This is a genomic window from Methylovirgula sp. 4M-Z18, assembly GCF_037890675.1.
Lineage (GTDB): Bacteria > Pseudomonadota > Alphaproteobacteria > Rhizobiales > Beijerinckiaceae > 4M-Z18.
This window is the reverse complement of the sequence record NZ_CP149574.1, coordinates 3,342,256-3,357,937: the sequence shown is the minus strand read 5'-3', so window position 1 is coordinate 3,357,937 and position 15,682 is coordinate 3,342,256. Positions and strand designations below refer to the sequence as shown.

The window sequence follows — 15,682 nt, the reverse complement described above, 5'->3', positions numbered from 1 at the left end:
TGCATGATCGGCGAAACTCCACAGATGAACGAGCGCAAGCCTTCGATCCTGCGGCGCATTTTGCGCGTGCTGCAGATCGATTCCTTTTCGGCGCTGTTTCATACGCGACTCGACAAGAGCGGCTCGCGCCTCAAGCTCATCGCCTTCGCCTTCGTCGGCCTCTATTGCGTCATCATCGGCAAGATGGTGCATATCGGCCTCAAGCCCGACATGCAGCAGAGCTTGAAACATGCCGCCGCCGAGGCCGTCGCCGCCGCGCGTCCGGATATCCTCGATCGCCATGGGGAGATTCTCGCAACCGACGTGCGCGTGATGTCGGTGTTCGCTGAGCCGCGCCGGATCATCGACAAGGACGAGGCGGTCGAATTGCTCACCGCGGCGCTGCCCGATGTCGATGCCGATGAGCTGCGCAAGCGTATCGACTCGAAGAAGGGCTTCATCTGGGTCAAGCGCGGCGTGACGCCCAAGGAACAGCGTGACGTCTTCCGTCTCGGCCTGCCGGGCGTCGGCTTTATTCCCGAAAACAAGCGCGTCTATCCCAACGGGCCGGTCGCCGCGCATATTCTCGGCCACGTCGATCCCGACGGTCACGCCATGGGCGGCCTGGAGACCTATATCGACCGGCAGGGTCTTTCGGATTTGCATGGCGCCGGCTTCGATCTGGCGCCCGAAAACCTTGCGCCGATCACCACATCGATCGATTTGAAAGCCACCTATGCGCTGCGTGAACAGTTGCGGTGGGGCATGGACCGCTACCACGCAAAGGCGGCTGGCGGGGCGATCATGGATGTGAACACCGGCGAAGTTATTGCTCTTGTGTCGCTGCCGGACTTCGATCCAAACAATGGCGCTGACGCGCTCAGTCCGGATAAGATCAACCGTATGACGGTGGGCACCTATGAAATGGGGTCGACCTTCAAAGCGGTGACTTGGGCGATGGGGTTGGAATCCGGCCTTTTCAATCTTAATTCGTCGCTTGACGCCCGGCAAAGCCTGCCGGTCGCGGGCCATCTGATTCATGATTTTAGAGAGCCGCCCGTTATTTTCTCCTACGTTCAAGCCTTTGCCCGCTCGTCTAATATCGGGGCGGCACGTATCGCCATGCGGGTGGGAGTCGATGGCCATAAAGCGTTTCTAAGCAAGCTCGGTTTGTTTGGGCGCATGGTTACCGAACTGCCAGAGAATGCTATGCCGCAGGTGCAAAAGAATTGGAGCATATTGACAACGGCAACGGTGGCGTTTGGACAGGGTATTGCCGAGCCGCCCCTGCAGGCAGCGATGGCGGTTATGGCGATGACAAATGGTGGATATTTGATCACGCCGACTTTTTTGCGCCGGAGCGAGCAAGACGCCAGGGCCAGCGCGCCGCAGGTTGTTTCAGCGAAAACCAGCGAGGAGATGCGTTATCTGTTTCGAAACGATGCGATTGTCGGTACTGCGAGCAAGGTCAATGTTCCCGGTTATTGCGTTGGCGGTAAGACCGGCACGGCGCAAAAGGTGATCGGTCATAGCTATTCCAACGACAAGGTTCTTACGACTTTCACCGCGCTCGTACCCGCCGATAAGCCAAAATATCTGTATCTCGTCATCTTTGACGAGCCGCAGGCTTTGCCAGGGGACGGCGGTTATCACACGGCCGGTTATAATGCCGCCATTGTCACCGCCAATGCCATCAAAGAGATCTCGCCTTTGCTGAATATGCCGCCGCGGCTCGATCTGCCCGATTTGCCTGGCAATGCCGCGGGTCTGGTCAAATGCGACATGGACCCCGCCGACGTGACAGGGAGCATTAAGAGCCGATGAGACTTGATGTCCTCGTTCCCGAGATTATCGATCAGGCCGCGGATTTCGCCGTGCGGCAAGCGGAAGGCTTGACTGCCGACAGCCGGGCCGTGTTGCCCGGATATGTCTTTTTCGCGGTCCCGGGCACGAAATCCGACGGTCTTGCCTATGCCGACCAGGCGGCGGCGCATGGTGCGCTGGCGATCGTCGCCGAGCATAAGCCCGAGAGCCGCGTGCGCGGCGTCGCCTATGTCGTCGTGCCGAATGTGCGGCTTGCGCTGGCCGCGGCCGCGGCGCGATTCTACTCGCATCAGCCGGACACCATCGTCGCCGTCACCGGCACGAGCGGCAAGACATCGGTCGCCGATTTCACGCGGCAGATTTTCACCCATCTGGGTTTACGCGCCGCATCGCTCGGCACGATCGGTGTCGTCAAATCGGATGGCGCGGTCTACGGTTCGCTCACGACGCCCGATCCGGTCAGCCTGCACAAGATGCTCGACGATCTGGCGCGGGAAAGAATTACCCATCTCGCCATGGAAGCCTCGTCGCACGGGCTCGATCAGCATCGTCTCGACGGCGTGCGGTTGCGTGCGGCAGCCTTCACCAATCTGTCGCGCGATCATCTTGATTATCATCCTTCGCTCGACGCTTATCTCGACGCCAAATTGCGGTTGTTCCGCGCGTTGCTGCCGGACGGGGCACCGGCGGTGATCGATGCCGACAGCGAGGTTGCCGACAAAGTGATCGCGGCTTGCGCGGAGCGCAAGCTCAGGGTCCTGACGGTCGGCGCGAAGGGTGAGGCGATCAAGCTGGAGCATGCGGAGCGCTCAGGCTTCAACACCAAGTTGCGCCTGGCGCACGGCGATCAAACCTATTCCATCACATTGCCGCTGCTTGGCGCCTTTCAGATTTCCAATGCGCTGGTCGCGGCAGGCCTTGCCATCGCAACGGGCGAGGAACCGGACGCCGTCTTTGCCGCGCTCGAACATTTGCGCGGCGCGCCCGGCCGGCTCGAACTCGTCGGCTCGCGCCACACGGCGCCGGTCTTCGTCGATTACTCGCACAAGCCCGACGCGCTCGAAAAAGTCTTGCAGGTGTTGCGCCCGCTCACCGAGCGGCGGCTGATCGTGATCTTCGGTTGCGGCGGTGATCGCGACAAAGGCAAGCGGCCGATCATGGGCCGCATCGCGACGCAGAACGCCGATGTGGTGATCGTGACCGATGACAATCCGCGCAGCGAAGATCCCGCCACCATCCGCGCCGAAATCTTGGGCGACGCGCCGGGCGCCATCGAGATCGGCGATCGCGCCGAGGCGATCGATCACGGTATCCGCATGCTGGCGCCGGGCGATGTCCTGGTGATTGCCGGCAAGGGCCACGAGTCCGGCCAGATCGTCGGCGATCAGGTTCTGCCCTTCTCCGATCAGGACGTGGCAAAGCAGGTTCTCGAGAGCGCCAAAGGCTTGGACAAGCCGCAAGTATGGTCGGGCCTTGGCCTTGTCGCGCCCCTGCGGGCGCGCGTCAGCGGCGGCATGCCGGTGCAGGTGAGCGGCGTGTCGATCGATACGCGCACGCTGGAGCAGGGCGACCTCTTCGTCGCCATCAAGGGCGAGGCAAGCGACGGTCACGACTACGTCGCAGCGGCTTTCGACAAGGGCGCTGCTGCGGCAGTGGTGGATGAAGCGCATGTCGATCAGGTCAAAGGTCATGGGCCGCTCTATATCGTGCACGAGGTTCTGCCGGCGCTGGAGCGTCTGGGCCGCGCGGCGCGCCAGCGCAGCAAGGCGCGCATCATTGCGGTGACGGGTTCGGTCGGCAAGACCACGACGAAAGAAGCCTTGCGCGAAGTGCTGTCGTCCTTCGCGCCGACCCATGCCTCCGTCGCGTCCTACAACAATCATTGGGGCGTGCCGCTGACCTTGGCGCGCATGCCGGCAAGCGCCCGCTTCGGTGTGCTCGAGATCGGCATGAATCATGCCGGTGAAATCACCCCGCTCGTCGATATGGTGCGTCCGCATGTCGCCATCGTGACGACTGTCGCGCCCGTGCATCTCGAATATTTTTCGTCCGTCGAAGCGATTGCCGAAGCCAAGGCGGAGATTTTTTCGGGCATTGCCAAAGGCGGCCTCGCGATCCTCCCGCGCGACGTCGCACAATATGATGTGCTGCGCGAAAAGGCGAAAGCCTCGCCCGCCGGCCACATTATCACTTTCGGCGAGCATGAAGAGGCCGATGCGCGCCTGCTGTCGAGCACGGTGCGCGACGATGGTACGCTGGTCGAAGCCTCCATTCTCGGGCAGCGCTTGTCCTATGTCATCGGCGCGCCGGGCAAACATATGGCGATGAATTCGCTCGCCGTCCTCGTCGCGGCAAGAGCTGTAGGCGCCGATCTCAGGACGGCGACGCAAGCGCTGGCGCGATTTGCGCCGCAGAGCGGCCGCGGCGCGCGCGTCACGCTGCATCTGCCGGAGGGCGAGGCGATTCTGATCGACGAAAGCTATAATGCCAATCCGGTGTCGATGCGGGCGGCTCTCTCTTTGCTCGGCCAGAGCCAGCCGCACGATCAGGGTCGCCGCATCGCGGTGATCGGTGACATGCTGGAGCTTGGCGACAATGCGCCGGAATTGCACCGCAACCTGATCGGTGATCTGGAAGCCAATTCCGTCGATCTTCTGTTCGGCGCCGGCCCGCTCACCCATCATCTGTTCGAGGCCGCGCCCGAACATATGCGGGGCCATTGGGCCGAGCGCTCCGCCGATATCGAGGACGCCTTGCGCAACGTGGTGCGCGCGGGCGATGTCATCATGGTCAAGGGCTCTAACGGCAGCCGCATGGGGCCGGTCGTTGCCGCACTTAAAACGCATTTTGCCGACACACAGACGGACCAAAATTAGGATTTTTCATGCTGACGTGGCTCGCCGAATTTTCGCATATCTGGGGCGGATTCAATCTCTTCCGCTACATCACCTTCCGTGCGGGCGGCGCGGCGGCGACGGCATTGTTCTTCGTGTTCTTCTTTGGTCCGGGCATCATCGCCTCCCTGCGCATCAAACAAGGCAAAGGCCAGCCGATCCGCGTCGATGGGCCGCAAAGCCATCTCGCCAAGCGGGGCACGCCGACCATGGGCGGTTTGATGATTTTGTCGGGCCTTCTTGTGTCGACGTTGCTCTGGGCGAATTTGCGCAATCCCTATGTGTGGATCGTGCTGCTCGTCACCGTTGGCTTCGGTTTGATCGGCTTTTATGACGATTATCTCAAAGTGACAAAGCAGACGCACAAGGGCTTTTCGAGCAAGGCGCGCCTTGCCGGCGAGTTCGTCATCGCAGGCCTCGCTTGCCTCGCGATGACAGTGGTGAATACGACGCCGACAACCACGTCGCTCGCCGTACCGTTCGTGAATGGATACCTCTTCGACATGGGGTGGTTTTTCCTGGTCTTCGGCGCGGTGGTGATCGTCGGCGCGGGCAATTCGGTGAACTTGACCGACGGTCTCGACGGTCTTGCCATCGTTCCGAGCATGATCGCGGCGGGTACGTTCGCACTCATCGCCTATCTTGTCGGCAACGGCTTTTTCTCAGAGTATCTGCACATCAATTACGTGCCGCAGACCGGCGAATTGATGATCGTTTGTGGCGCGCTGATCGGCGCGGGCCTCGGCTTTCTGTGGTTCAATGCGCCGCCGGCCCAGATTTTCATGGGCGACACCGGATCGCTCGCGCTTGGCGGCCTGATCGGCACGATCGCCGTTGCGGTCAAGCACGAGGTGGTGCTCGCCATCGTCGGCGGCCTGTTCGTGATCGAGGCTTTGTCGGTCATCGTGCAGATCGCTTCGTTCAAGCTTACTGGCAAGCGGGTGTTCAGAATGGCGCCGATCCATCACCATTTCGAACAGCTGGGATGGTCTGAGCCGCAAGTGGTCGTGCGCTTCTGGATCATTGCCTTCGTGCTGGCGCTCATCGGCCTCACGACCTTGAAAGTGCGGTGACATGACGCCAGTAAGCACCTTCGCCGATCGACATGTCGCACTTTTCGGCCTCGGCGGCTCCGGCCTCGCGACGGCCGAGGCACTGGTTGCTGGCGGTGCGCGCGTGACGGCATGGGACGATGCCGAAGCGGCACGGGAGAAAGCGGCGGAAAAGGGCATTACAATCGCCGATTTGAAACAGGCCGATTGGTCGGAATTTGCCGCACTGATTCTGGCGCCGGGCGTGCCGCTGACGCACCCAAAGCCGCATTGGACAGTAGAACGTGCGCACGCCGCCCATGTCGAAATCATCGGCGACATCGAATTGTTCTGCCGCGAGCGGGCGCGCATCGCGCCGCAAGCGCCGTTCATCGCGATCACCGGCACCAATGGCAAATCAACGACCACGGCGCTGATCGCCCATCTTCTGCGCTCGGCCGGGCGCGACGTGCAGATGGGTGGCAATATCGGCACGGCAATTCTCTCGCTGGAACCGCCTGCCGAGAACCGCGTGCACGTGATCGAATGCTCTTCGTTCCAGATCGATCTTGCACCATCGCTCAATCCTTCGGTCGGCGTGCTGCTTAACATCACGCCCGATCATTTGGATCGGCACGGGACGATCGAGCATTATGCGAAGATCAAGGAACGGCTGGTACAGGGCGCTGACATTGCGTTCATCGGCGTCGATGACGAACTGACTTGGGCGATCGGCGATCGCAATCAATGGCGTTCCTATCGCGATCCCGATCGCAACAATTGCCCCATCTCGGCGGAACGCGAACTCGAATGGGGCCTTTATTTGAGCGGCAGCAAGATCGTCTCGAAGCGCGATTTCGGCTCCGAAACCGTTCTCGCCGATCTTACCGGCATCGGCACGCTGCGCGGTCGGCACAATGGGCAAAACGCTCTGTTCGCGGCGGGCGTGGCGCAGGAATTGGGACTGTCGCCGGAGGAGATTCAGCAAGGCTTGGCCTCTTTCCCCGGACTGGCGCATCGCATGGAGCCGGTCGGCCAGCTCGGCACGGTTTTGTTCGTCAACGATTCCAAGGCGACCAATGCGGATGCGGCGGAAAAGGCGCTGAAATCCTTCGAGCACATCTATTGGATCGCCGGCGGCAAGAGCAAGGAGGGCGGCATTGCCTCGCTTGAGCCTTTATTCGGCCGGATCGCCAAAACCTATCTGATCGGTGCCGCAACCGACGAGTTTGCCGCAACCTTGCAGGGCAAAGTGCCGTTCGAGAAATGCGGCATGCTCGACCGCGCGGTCCGGCGCGCGACGCAGGATGCGGCGCAGAGTCTCGCGGCGGAATCGGTCGTGCTGCTGTCGCCGGCCTGCGCATCCTACGATCAATATCCGAATTTCGAAGTGCGCGGCGACCGCTTTCGCGACCTTGTGCGAGACATTCTCGACGAGGCGGAACGGCGGAATGCCGAACAGCTCACAATTTGAGGAGAAGTAAATGGTCTCCCGCGCGGAACGTACGCAATTTGCCGGCTGGTGGTGGACGGTCGACCGTTGGCTGCTCGCCGTGTTCGCCATCGTCTCGATGCTCGGTGTCATCTTCCTGATGGCGGCGAGCCCGGCGGTGGCGGAACGCTTGGGCCGCCCGACGTTCTTCTTCGTCGACCACCAGGTGATGCTGCTCGTGCCGGCCGCGATCCTGATGGTCGCGACCTCATTTCTCACCCCACGCGACATACGTCGCGCGGCGCTGATTGTTTATGTCGGCGGCATGGTCCTGGTGGTCTGCACGCTGTTTTTCGCAGTCGAGATTCAAGGCGCGAAACGCTGGCTCTGGGGCATTCAGCCTTCCGAATTCGTGAAGCCGGCGTTCGAAGTCGTTGCGGCTTGGGCCTTTTCGGAAGGCGCGAAACGGCGCGACGTGCCCGCCAATATTCTGGCGATGCTGCTGCTGCCCGTCACCATCGTGCCTTTGATCCTCGAGCCAGACTTTGGCCAGACGATGCTGATCACCCTTGTCTGGGCGGTACTTTTCTTTATGGCCGGCCTGCATTGGTTTTGGGTCGGCGGCATCGGCGGCGTCGGCGCGCTCGGTGTTTTGATCGCCTATAGGTTCGACGATCACATCCACGCCCGTATCCAGCAGTTCCTCTATCCGAACACCGCGACGAAGTCGGGCCTGCTCGACCGCTTCCAGATCGACACGGGCCACGATGCGATGGTGTCCGGCGGCTGGCTCGGACTGGGGCCGGGCGAGGGCGTGGTGAAACGTTACCTGCCGGACGCCCATACCGACATGATCCCTTCCGTGATTGTCGAGGAATTCGGCTTCGTTGCGCTCATCGTCGTGGTGCTGCTGTTCGGTTTCATCGTGCTGCGTGGGCTTTATCTGTCGTCGAAAAATGAGGATCCGTTCTGCCGCTTCGCCATCGCCGGCCTCACGTTGCAATTCGGCATTCAGAGCGCGATCAATATCGCGGTGAATTTGCAGCTCATGCCGGCGAAGGGCATGACCCTGCCGTTCATTTCCTACGGCGGATCGTCGCTGCTGTCGCTCGGGTTGAGCGCCGGGTTCCTCATCGCGCTGACCCGGCGGCGGCCGCGCTCCGAAATTCATTCTGGCATCTCCGCGCATGGCGGCAATGTCTGAGATGCGGCCTGTTCTCCTGAGTGCGGGCGGCACCGGCGGGCATCTCTTTCCGGCCGAAGCGCTCGCCAAGGTGCTGCAGGGGCGGGGTGTCGCGGTCGAGCTCATGACCGATACGCGCGCCCTGCAATATGGCGCGCAATTCCCGGCGCAAAAGATTCATGCCGTTCCGTCCGCGACTCCGAACAAGACGTCGATCGTCGCAAAGGCTCAGGCGCTTGCGATGCTGGCGCTTGGCACGCTCAAGGCCCGCGCGTTGCTGAAGCGCATCAATCCGTCCATCGTCGTCGGCTTCGGCGGTTACCCAACTGTGCCGCCGCTCAAGGCGGCGACCTTGCTCAAACTGCCGACCCTGCTGCATGAGCAGAACGCGGTGATGGGCCGCGCCAACCGCTTTCTCGCCAAAGACGTCACCGCGATTGCCACGGGCTTTGCCAGTTTGCGCGGGGTCGATGATGCGATTCGCGCCAAGGCGACGCATGTCGGCAATCCGGTCCGCGCGGCCGTCATCGAGGCTGCGCAGATCCCGTTTCCCGCGACGGACGACGGGATCTTAAGGCTGCTCGTGACGGGCGGCTCGCAGGGCGCGCGCGTGATGAGCGAGATCGTGCCGCAGGCCGTCGCTCTGATGAGCCCGCCGGCGCGCGCGCGTCTCAGCATCGTGCAGCAGGCGCGCGGCGAGGACGTGACGCGCGTCAAGGACGCTTATGCCCAGCTTGGCGTGAACGCGACTATCGAGCCTTTTTTCAAGGATTTGCCGGCGCGGATGGCAGCGTCGCATCTGGTGATTGGCCGCTCCGGCGCCTCGACCGTCTCGGAGCTTGCGGTCATCGGCCGGCCGAGCATTCTCGTGCCGCTGCCCGGCGCGCTCGACCAGGATCAGGCGGCCAACGCCCAATTGCTGGCCGACATTCAGGCGGCGACTCTGGTGCGGCAGAGCGACTTTTCCGCCGCCTGGCTCGCTGAGGTGCTGCAGGCGAAGCTCGACAATCTGGCGCAGCTGCGCTACGGCGCGGACGCCGCGAAGCGCTTCGGCATCCCCGACGCGGCGGAGCGGCTGGCCGACCTTGTGCTCAAGGTGGCCAATAGGACACATTCGGAGACTTGACCCATGAAGCTGCCGCGCGAGCTCGGCCCCATTCATTTCGTCGGCATCGGCGGCATCGGCATGTCCGGCATCGCGGAAGTGCTGGCCAATCTTGGCTATCACGTGCAAGGCTCGGATGCGGCGGACAATGCCAATGTGATGCGCCTGCGCGACAAGGGCGTCAAGGTCTTCGTCGGCCATAGAGCCGAGAATGTTGGCTCGGCCGCGGTGCTGGTCGTTTCCACCGCGATTCAGCGCGACAATCCGGAATTGGTCGCCGCGCGCGAACAGCGCATTCCCGTGGTGCGCCGGGCCGAAATGCTGGCCGAACTCATGCGGCTGAAGCAATGCGTGGCGATCGCTGGCACGCACGGCAAGACCACCACGACATCGCTGGTCGCGACCTTGCTCGACGCCGGCAATTTCGATCCGACCGTCATTAACGGCGGCATCATCAATGCGTATGGCACCAATGCCCGCCTCGGCGAAGGCGATTGGATGGTGGTCGAGGCGGACGAAAGCGACGGCACCTTCCTGAAGCTGCCGGCTGATGTCGCGATCGTCACCAATATCGATCCCGAGCATCTCGACCATTTCAAGACATTCGACGCGATCAAAGAGGCGTTCCGCGCGCTTGTCGAAAATCTGCCCTTCTACGGCTTTGCCGTGATGTGCACCGATCACCCGACCGTGCAGGAACTCGTCGGCAAGATCGAGGACCGCCGCGTCATCACCTATGGCGAAAATCCGCAGGCCGATGTTCGGTTGCTCGATGTCGATTTGTCGGGTGGGGTGTCGCGCTTCAACGTGCTGATCCGCAACCGCAAGACCGGCGGCGCGGTCTATATCGAAAATGTCGTGCTGCCGATGCCTGGGCACCACAATGCACTCAACGCAACGGCGGCCATCGCGGTGGCCTACGAGCTTGGCATGACGCCGGACGCCATTCGCGAGGCTCTGTCGCATTTCGGCGGCGTCAAGCGGCGGTTCACCAAGACCGGCGAGTGGAAGGGCGTGATGATCTTCGACGATTACGGCCACCACCCGGTCGAAATCGCTGCGGTGCTGCGCGCGGCGCGCGCTTCGACCAAACAGCAGGTCATTGCCGTGATGCAGCCGCATCGTTACACGCGGCTGCAGTCCTTGTTCGATCAATTCGCCACCTGTTTCAACGATGCTGATGCGGTGATCATCGCCGATGTCTATGCGGCGGGCGAAAAGCCGATTCCTGATGTCGACCGCGATCATTTCGTCGCCGCGATCAAGGCGCACGGGCACCGCAACGTGCAGGGTCTCGACTACCCGGAGAAGCTCGCCGGCATGGTCGCCAAATTGGCGAAGCCCGGCGATTATGTCGTGTGCCTCGGCGCCGGCAACATCACGCAATGGGCCTATGCCTTGCCGGAGGAACTTGCGGAGTTGCAGCCGTGAGCTTTCCCGATCTGACGCCGACCCTCCAGGCCGCGATGCCGGATTTGCGCGGGCGCCTGTCGGCCAATCAGCCGCTCGCGCCCTATACATGGTTCCGCGCCGGCGGCGCGGCGCAAATGTTGTTTTCTCCGGCGGACGAAGCGGACCTCGCCTATTTCCTGGGGCGCTTGCCGCAGGATATCCCGGTCACGGTGATCGGACTTGGCTCCAACATGATCATCCGCGACGGCGGCGTGCCTGGCGTCGTGATCCGCCTGGGCGGCAAGGCCTTCGGCGACATCGCGATCGAGGACGGGCACCGTGTCCGCACCGGTACGGCCGTGCCGGATGTGAAAGTGGCGCGCGCGGCGGCGGACGCCGGCATCGATGGCCTTGCGTTTTATCGCGGCATTCCCGGTTCGATCGGCGGCGCGTTGCGCATGAACGCCGGCGCGCATGGCGGCGAGACGACCGATGTGCTGATCGAGGCGCGCGGTGTCGACCGCGCCGGCAAGATCGTGACCTTCACGCACCAGGACATGGGCTTTACCTATCGCCATTCGGCGGCGCCCGAGAACGTGATTTTCACCTCGGCGCTCTATCAGGGCCGCGCCGGCGATCCGGTGGCCATCCTCGCCGAAATGGACCGCATCACCGCGGCGCGCGAAGCCTCGCAGCCGATCAAGGAGAAAACCGGCGGCTCCACCTTCAAGAATCCGCCGGGCGGCAAATCGTGGCAATTGATCGATGCCGCCGGCTGTCGCGGGCTCGTGATCGGCGACGCGCAGGTGAGCGAAATGCACTGCAACTTCTTGATCAATCGCGGCGCGGCGACGGCCGCGGATATTGAAAATCTTGGCGAGGAAGTGCGGCGTCGGGTGAAGGAGAGCTCTGGTATTACGCTGGAGTGGGAGATCAAGCGCATCGGGGTTCGATAGTTGGAGGCCCATGGTGCGGAGAATTGAATCATCAGTCTCCCAGGCCTGCAGGAATATTGCACGAATGGAGCACAATGGCTTCGCATTGGCGTTCTACTTTTGAGTGTGGATTCGAGTCCGCATCTTCCGGTTTTCGGCAAAGGAAATTGATTCATGAGCAAGCATGTCGCGGTTCTGATGGGCGGCTGGTCGGCGGAGCGCGAGGTGTCGTTGCGCAGCGGTGCCGGTTGCGCGCGCGAATTGGAGAATGCCGGCTTCAAAGTCACGCAGATCGACGTGAAGCGCGATATCGCCGACGTGCTGGCGAAGCTGAAGCCCGATGTCGCCTTCAATGCTTTGCACGGCCGCGTCGGCGAGGACGGCACGATTCAGGGCATTCTCGAGGTGCTGCGCATTCCCTACACCCATTCGGGGGTGCTCGCATCTGCCCTTGCCATGCAGAAGGATCTCGCCAAAGTCATCATGGCGAGCGCCGGCGTGCCAGTGGCGCAGGGCGTCACGGTCAGCCGCTTCGAGGCGGCCAAGCGTCACGTTCTGCCGCCGCCTTACGTGGTGAAACCGGTGAACGAAGGCTCTTCCGTCGGCGTCATCATCGTGAAGGAAGGCCGCTCGCATCCCCCGCAGGAATTGAGCAGCCCCGATTGGCATTACGGCGAGATCGTTCTGGCGGAAAAATTCGTTGCCGGCCGCGAACTCACCTGTGCGGTGATGGGCGACAAGGCGCTCGGCGTCACGGAAATCGTACCGCTGTCGGAGGCCTTTTACGGCTATGATGCCAAATATGCCAAGGGCGGCTCGAAGCACGTTCTGCCGGCGCAGATCACACCGGAGACTTACGCGCGTATCCAGGATTATTCGTTGAAAGCGCATCGGGCTCTAGGCTGCCGCGGCGTGAGCCGCTCCGATTTCCGCTACGACGACGAGACGCTCGGCGGCACGGGCGAATTGATCTGCCTGGAGGTCAACACCCAGCCCGGCATGACGGAAACGTCGCTGGTGCCGGAACTTGCGGTGCACGCTGGCTTTTCGTTCGGCGAGTTTCTGACCTGGATGGTGGAAGACGCATCCTGCGACAGGTGAAAAACGAGTAGCAATGATGCCGCGCGTCCTTCTCCCGCGCGTAAACGCGGGAGAAGGACGCGCATCACCGCTGCAGCGCTCACCACAATCTGTTTCCGTATCGTTCGCGGTGTATCGCGCAAATCGCCGCAAAGATGAACGAAATCACGTGGCTAGTGCCCAATGTAAACCAAATATTTACCAAAGGATTCAAGAGTCGGTTTTCAAGACGCATGTGGCGCTGAAGCGCCGGGGCGTGAACCGTGCGGATTTCTGTGATTGCGCGTTGAATCCTTCATGTGAGGCATCAGCGGGCCAACAGGGCCGCATGGCGACGTTCCGAAACGCTTAAGAGGTCGCATGCCATGTTTTCGGCAGTTGCCTTCAATTGTTTTGGTGAGATTGTCCAATGGACGGTGGAAGACGCCTCCTGCGATCTTTGAGTGAACCGGCCCCGGCTTTCTCCGCGGGGCAAATCTTTGCGTCTCCGATCGGGGCGTTGCCGGTCCCGGCATCGCGGCCGTTGCCGGCGCCGATCATGGCGAAGGAGCGGCGCCGCCGCTCCGCGCGGAGAAACCCATTTGGCCGGCTGATCGGCGCGTTGCGCGTGCCGGGCCGCGGCTTTGGCGTCGCGCTTACGTTGACGCTGCTGGCTGGGGTCTCGCTGTACGGCGCGGTGCGCGGCGGCGAATATGAAGCCTTCGTGGCGCAAGAAGGCTCGCCCGCCGATTTCCTTGCGCGCCAGTTCGGTTTCGGCATCGACGCCATCACCATCTCGGGTCAGATGGAATTGACCGAGAAGGAGATCCTGCAGGGCGCCGGCGTCAGCGAGCGCACGTCGCTGCTGTTGCTCAATCCGGCGCAGGTGCGTGAGCATCTGCTGGCGATTCCGCTGGTCAAGGAAGCCACCGTCACCAAGCTCTATCCCAACCGGCTGTCGATCGCGGTGGTCGAGCGCAACGCCTATGCCCTGTGGCAGAAGGACGGCGTCATTTCGGTCATCGCTGCGGATGGCGCCGCGATTGATACGCGCAAGGACAGCCGGTTCGACAATCTGCCCCTCGTCGTCGGCGACGAGGCGAACGAGCACATCCAGGAATTTGTGAGTCTGCTCGATGCGGCCGGCGATCTGCGTGCGAAGATCCGCGCCGGCACGTTCATCACCGACCGGCGCTGGAATCTCACCATGACGTCGGGCGTGATCGTGAAACTGCCGGAGGATGATCCGGCCAGCGCGATCACGCAGCTCGCGAAACTAGAGCGCGAGCAGCACGTGCTCGATCGCGACATCATCACGCTCGATATGCGCGTGCCCGGCCGCATGATCGCGCGGCTGTCGGAAGAAGCTTTTGCCGCCCGGGCGGACATGTTGGACCACAATAAGGCGAAGTCGCGCGGGAGGCCGGTATTATGAGTCAGGGGCTTTACATTCCGCGCATGCGTCCTTTGTCGGCCCGCAAGGGCGCGATTTTGTCCGTGCTCGACATCGGCACGTCGAAAGTCGTGTGCCTCATCGCGCGCCTTGCACCGGTCGATGCCTCAGAGGCGTTGCCGGGCCGCACCCATCGCTGTCGCATCCTCGGCATCGGCCATCAGCGCTCGCGTGGCATGAAGGCCGGCATGATCGTCGACATGGAGCAGGCGGAAAATGCCATTCGCCTCGCGGTCGACGCTGCCGAGCGCATGGCCGGCGTGCTGGTCGAAAGCGTCATCGTCAACGTGACGGGCGGGCGGATCGCCTCGCGGCATTTCGATGCCAAGATCGGCGTCGGCGGCAAGGCGGTGACCGAGCAGGACATTCACCGGGTGTTGCATGCGGCGACTGCCGCGACCAACAGCCACTCGCGCGCCATCCTGCATTCGATCCCGACGAGCTATTCGCTCGACAGCACTCGCGGCGTGCGCGACCCGCGCGGCATGATCGGCGACCAGCTCGGCACGGATCTGCATCTTGTCGCGTGCGAGGGTCCGTCCTTACGCAATCTGATGCTGGCGGTGGAACGCTGCCATCTCGGCGTCGAGGCCGTCGTCGCAACCCCTTATGCGGCAGGCCTTTCCGGCCTTGTCGATGACGAAGCGGAAATGGGCGTCGCCATCGTCGACATGGGCGGCGGCACGACCTCGGTCGGCGTGTTCGCCGAGGGGCGCCTTGTCCATGCCGATGCCATTGCGGTGGGCGGTCATCATGTCACGATGGATATCGCACGTGGCCTCACCACCCGCGTCGCCGATGCCGAGCGGCTGAAAACGCTCTATGGCTCGTGCATTTCCTCGGTCGCCGACGAGCGCGACACGATCGCTGTCGTGCATGCGGGCGAGGATGCCGATCACCCGTCCTATGTCTCAAAATCCCAGCTCACGCGGATCATCCGTCCGCGCGTCGAAGAGATTCTCGAACTGGTCCGCGACCGTTTGAAAGCCGCGGGCTTTGCGGCGCAAGCGGGTCGTCGCCTCGTGCTCACCGGCGGCGCAAGTCAATTAACCGGCGTGCCGGAGCTCGCGCGTTCCATCCTTTCGCCGCAAGCGCGAATCGGTCGGCCGCTTGGCATTCAAGGCTTGCCAGAATCGGCGAAGAGTCCGGCTTTTGCAACTGCTGTCGGCCTTCTCGTCTATCCGCAAGTGGCTGCTATCGAGCACTTTGAACAGCGGCGGCAAAATTTTTCGCGTTCAGAGCAAAAGAATGGCTACATCGCGCGTGTTGGCAGGTGGCTCAAAGAGAGTTTTTAGGTAAATATACTGATTCGGGGGCGCTGCGGACGTCTCTGATTCGGGCGTTGAGTTTCAATTTGCTGCGGGTGGCGCTTGGCGCCGAGCGCAGGTGAGTGAA

At 62.3% G+C, this 15,682-nt stretch carries 11 protein-coding genes and 1 pseudogene; all 12 read left to right on the top strand.

All coding sequences use genetic code 11. From position 1 onward, the window contains the following. Window positions 1–3: 3 nt before the first annotated feature. Window positions 4–1,803: a peptidoglycan D,D-transpeptidase FtsI family protein gene (locus V9T28_RS15595; protein ID WP_116399980.1), complete on the top strand. Its 1,800-nt coding sequence runs from the start codon at window positions 4–6 to the stop codon at window positions 1,801–1,803. After that, window positions 1,800–3,236: pseudogene (locus tag V9T28_RS15590) on the top strand (UDP-N-acetylmuramoyl-L-alanyl-D-glutamate--2,6-diaminopimelate ligase); the annotation flags it as partial. The gene V9T28_RS15595 and the pseudogene V9T28_RS15590, both read left to right, overlap by 4 nt. Before the next feature lie 81 nt (window positions 3,237–3,317). Beyond that, on the top strand, window positions 3,318–4,679 hold the full coding sequence (locus V9T28_RS15585) for a UDP-N-acetylmuramoylalanyl-D-glutamyl-2,6-diaminopimelate--D-alanyl-D-alanine ligase (RefSeq protein ID WP_339071860.1): 1,362 nt from the start codon (window positions 3,318–3,320) through the stop codon (window positions 4,677–4,679). An 8-nt stretch (window positions 4,680–4,687) separates the two neighbouring features. Next, window positions 4,688–5,770 carry a phospho-N-acetylmuramoyl-pentapeptide-transferase gene (gene mraY, locus V9T28_RS15580; RefSeq protein ID WP_116399978.1) on the top strand — a complete coding sequence of 361 codons (1,083 nt, stop codon included), beginning with the start codon at window positions 4,688–4,690 and terminating at the stop codon, window positions 5,768–5,770. Between the two features lies 1 nt (window position 5,771). Then, complete coding sequence (gene murD, locus V9T28_RS15575) at window positions 5,772–7,202, top strand: UDP-N-acetylmuramoyl-L-alanine--D-glutamate ligase (RefSeq protein ID WP_116399977.1); 1,431 nt, start codon at window positions 5,772–5,774, stop codon at window positions 7,200–7,202. A 10-nt stretch (window positions 7,203–7,212) separates the two neighbouring features. Further along, the gene (locus V9T28_RS15570) at window positions 7,213–8,364 is read left to right on the top strand and encodes an FtsW/RodA/SpoVE family cell cycle protein (protein WP_116399976.1); all 1,152 of its coding nucleotides are present in this window, start codon (window positions 7,213–7,215) and stop codon (window positions 8,362–8,364) included. Then, entirely contained in the window at window positions 8,357–9,469 is a 1,113-nt protein-coding gene (gene murG / locus V9T28_RS15565) for an undecaprenyldiphospho-muramoylpentapeptide beta-N-acetylglucosaminyltransferase (protein ID WP_116400300.1), read from the top strand. The genes V9T28_RS15570 and murG overlap by 8 nt, the downstream gene beginning before the upstream one ends. A 3-nt stretch (window positions 9,470–9,472) precedes the next feature. Next, the gene (gene murC / locus V9T28_RS15560; RefSeq protein ID WP_116399975.1) at window positions 9,473–10,879 is read left to right on the top strand and encodes a UDP-N-acetylmuramate--L-alanine ligase; all 1,407 of its coding nucleotides are present in this window, start codon (window positions 9,473–9,475) and stop codon (window positions 10,877–10,879) included. Beyond that, a complete protein-coding gene (murB, locus tag V9T28_RS15555; protein WP_116399974.1) occupies window positions 10,876–11,796 on the top strand; it encodes a UDP-N-acetylmuramate dehydrogenase in 921 nt (306 codons plus the stop codon). The genes murC and murB overlap by 4 nt, the downstream gene beginning before the upstream one ends. 153 nt (window positions 11,797–11,949) lie before the next feature. Next, window positions 11,950–12,876: a D-alanine--D-alanine ligase gene (locus V9T28_RS15550; protein WP_116399973.1), complete on the top strand. Its 927-nt coding sequence runs from the start codon at window positions 11,950–11,952 to the stop codon at window positions 12,874–12,876. Window positions 12,877–13,393: 517 nt separating this feature from the next. Beyond that, on the top strand, window positions 13,394–14,269 hold the full coding sequence (locus tag V9T28_RS15545) for a cell division protein FtsQ/DivIB (protein ID WP_245424026.1): 876 nt from the start codon (window positions 13,394–13,396) through the stop codon (window positions 14,267–14,269). Next, window positions 14,266–15,582: a cell division protein FtsA gene (gene ftsA, locus V9T28_RS15540; protein ID WP_245424025.1), complete on the top strand. Its 1,317-nt coding sequence runs from the start codon at window positions 14,266–14,268 to the stop codon at window positions 15,580–15,582. The genes V9T28_RS15545 and ftsA overlap by 4 nt, the downstream gene beginning before the upstream one ends. Window positions 15,583–15,682 lie beyond the last annotated feature (100 nt).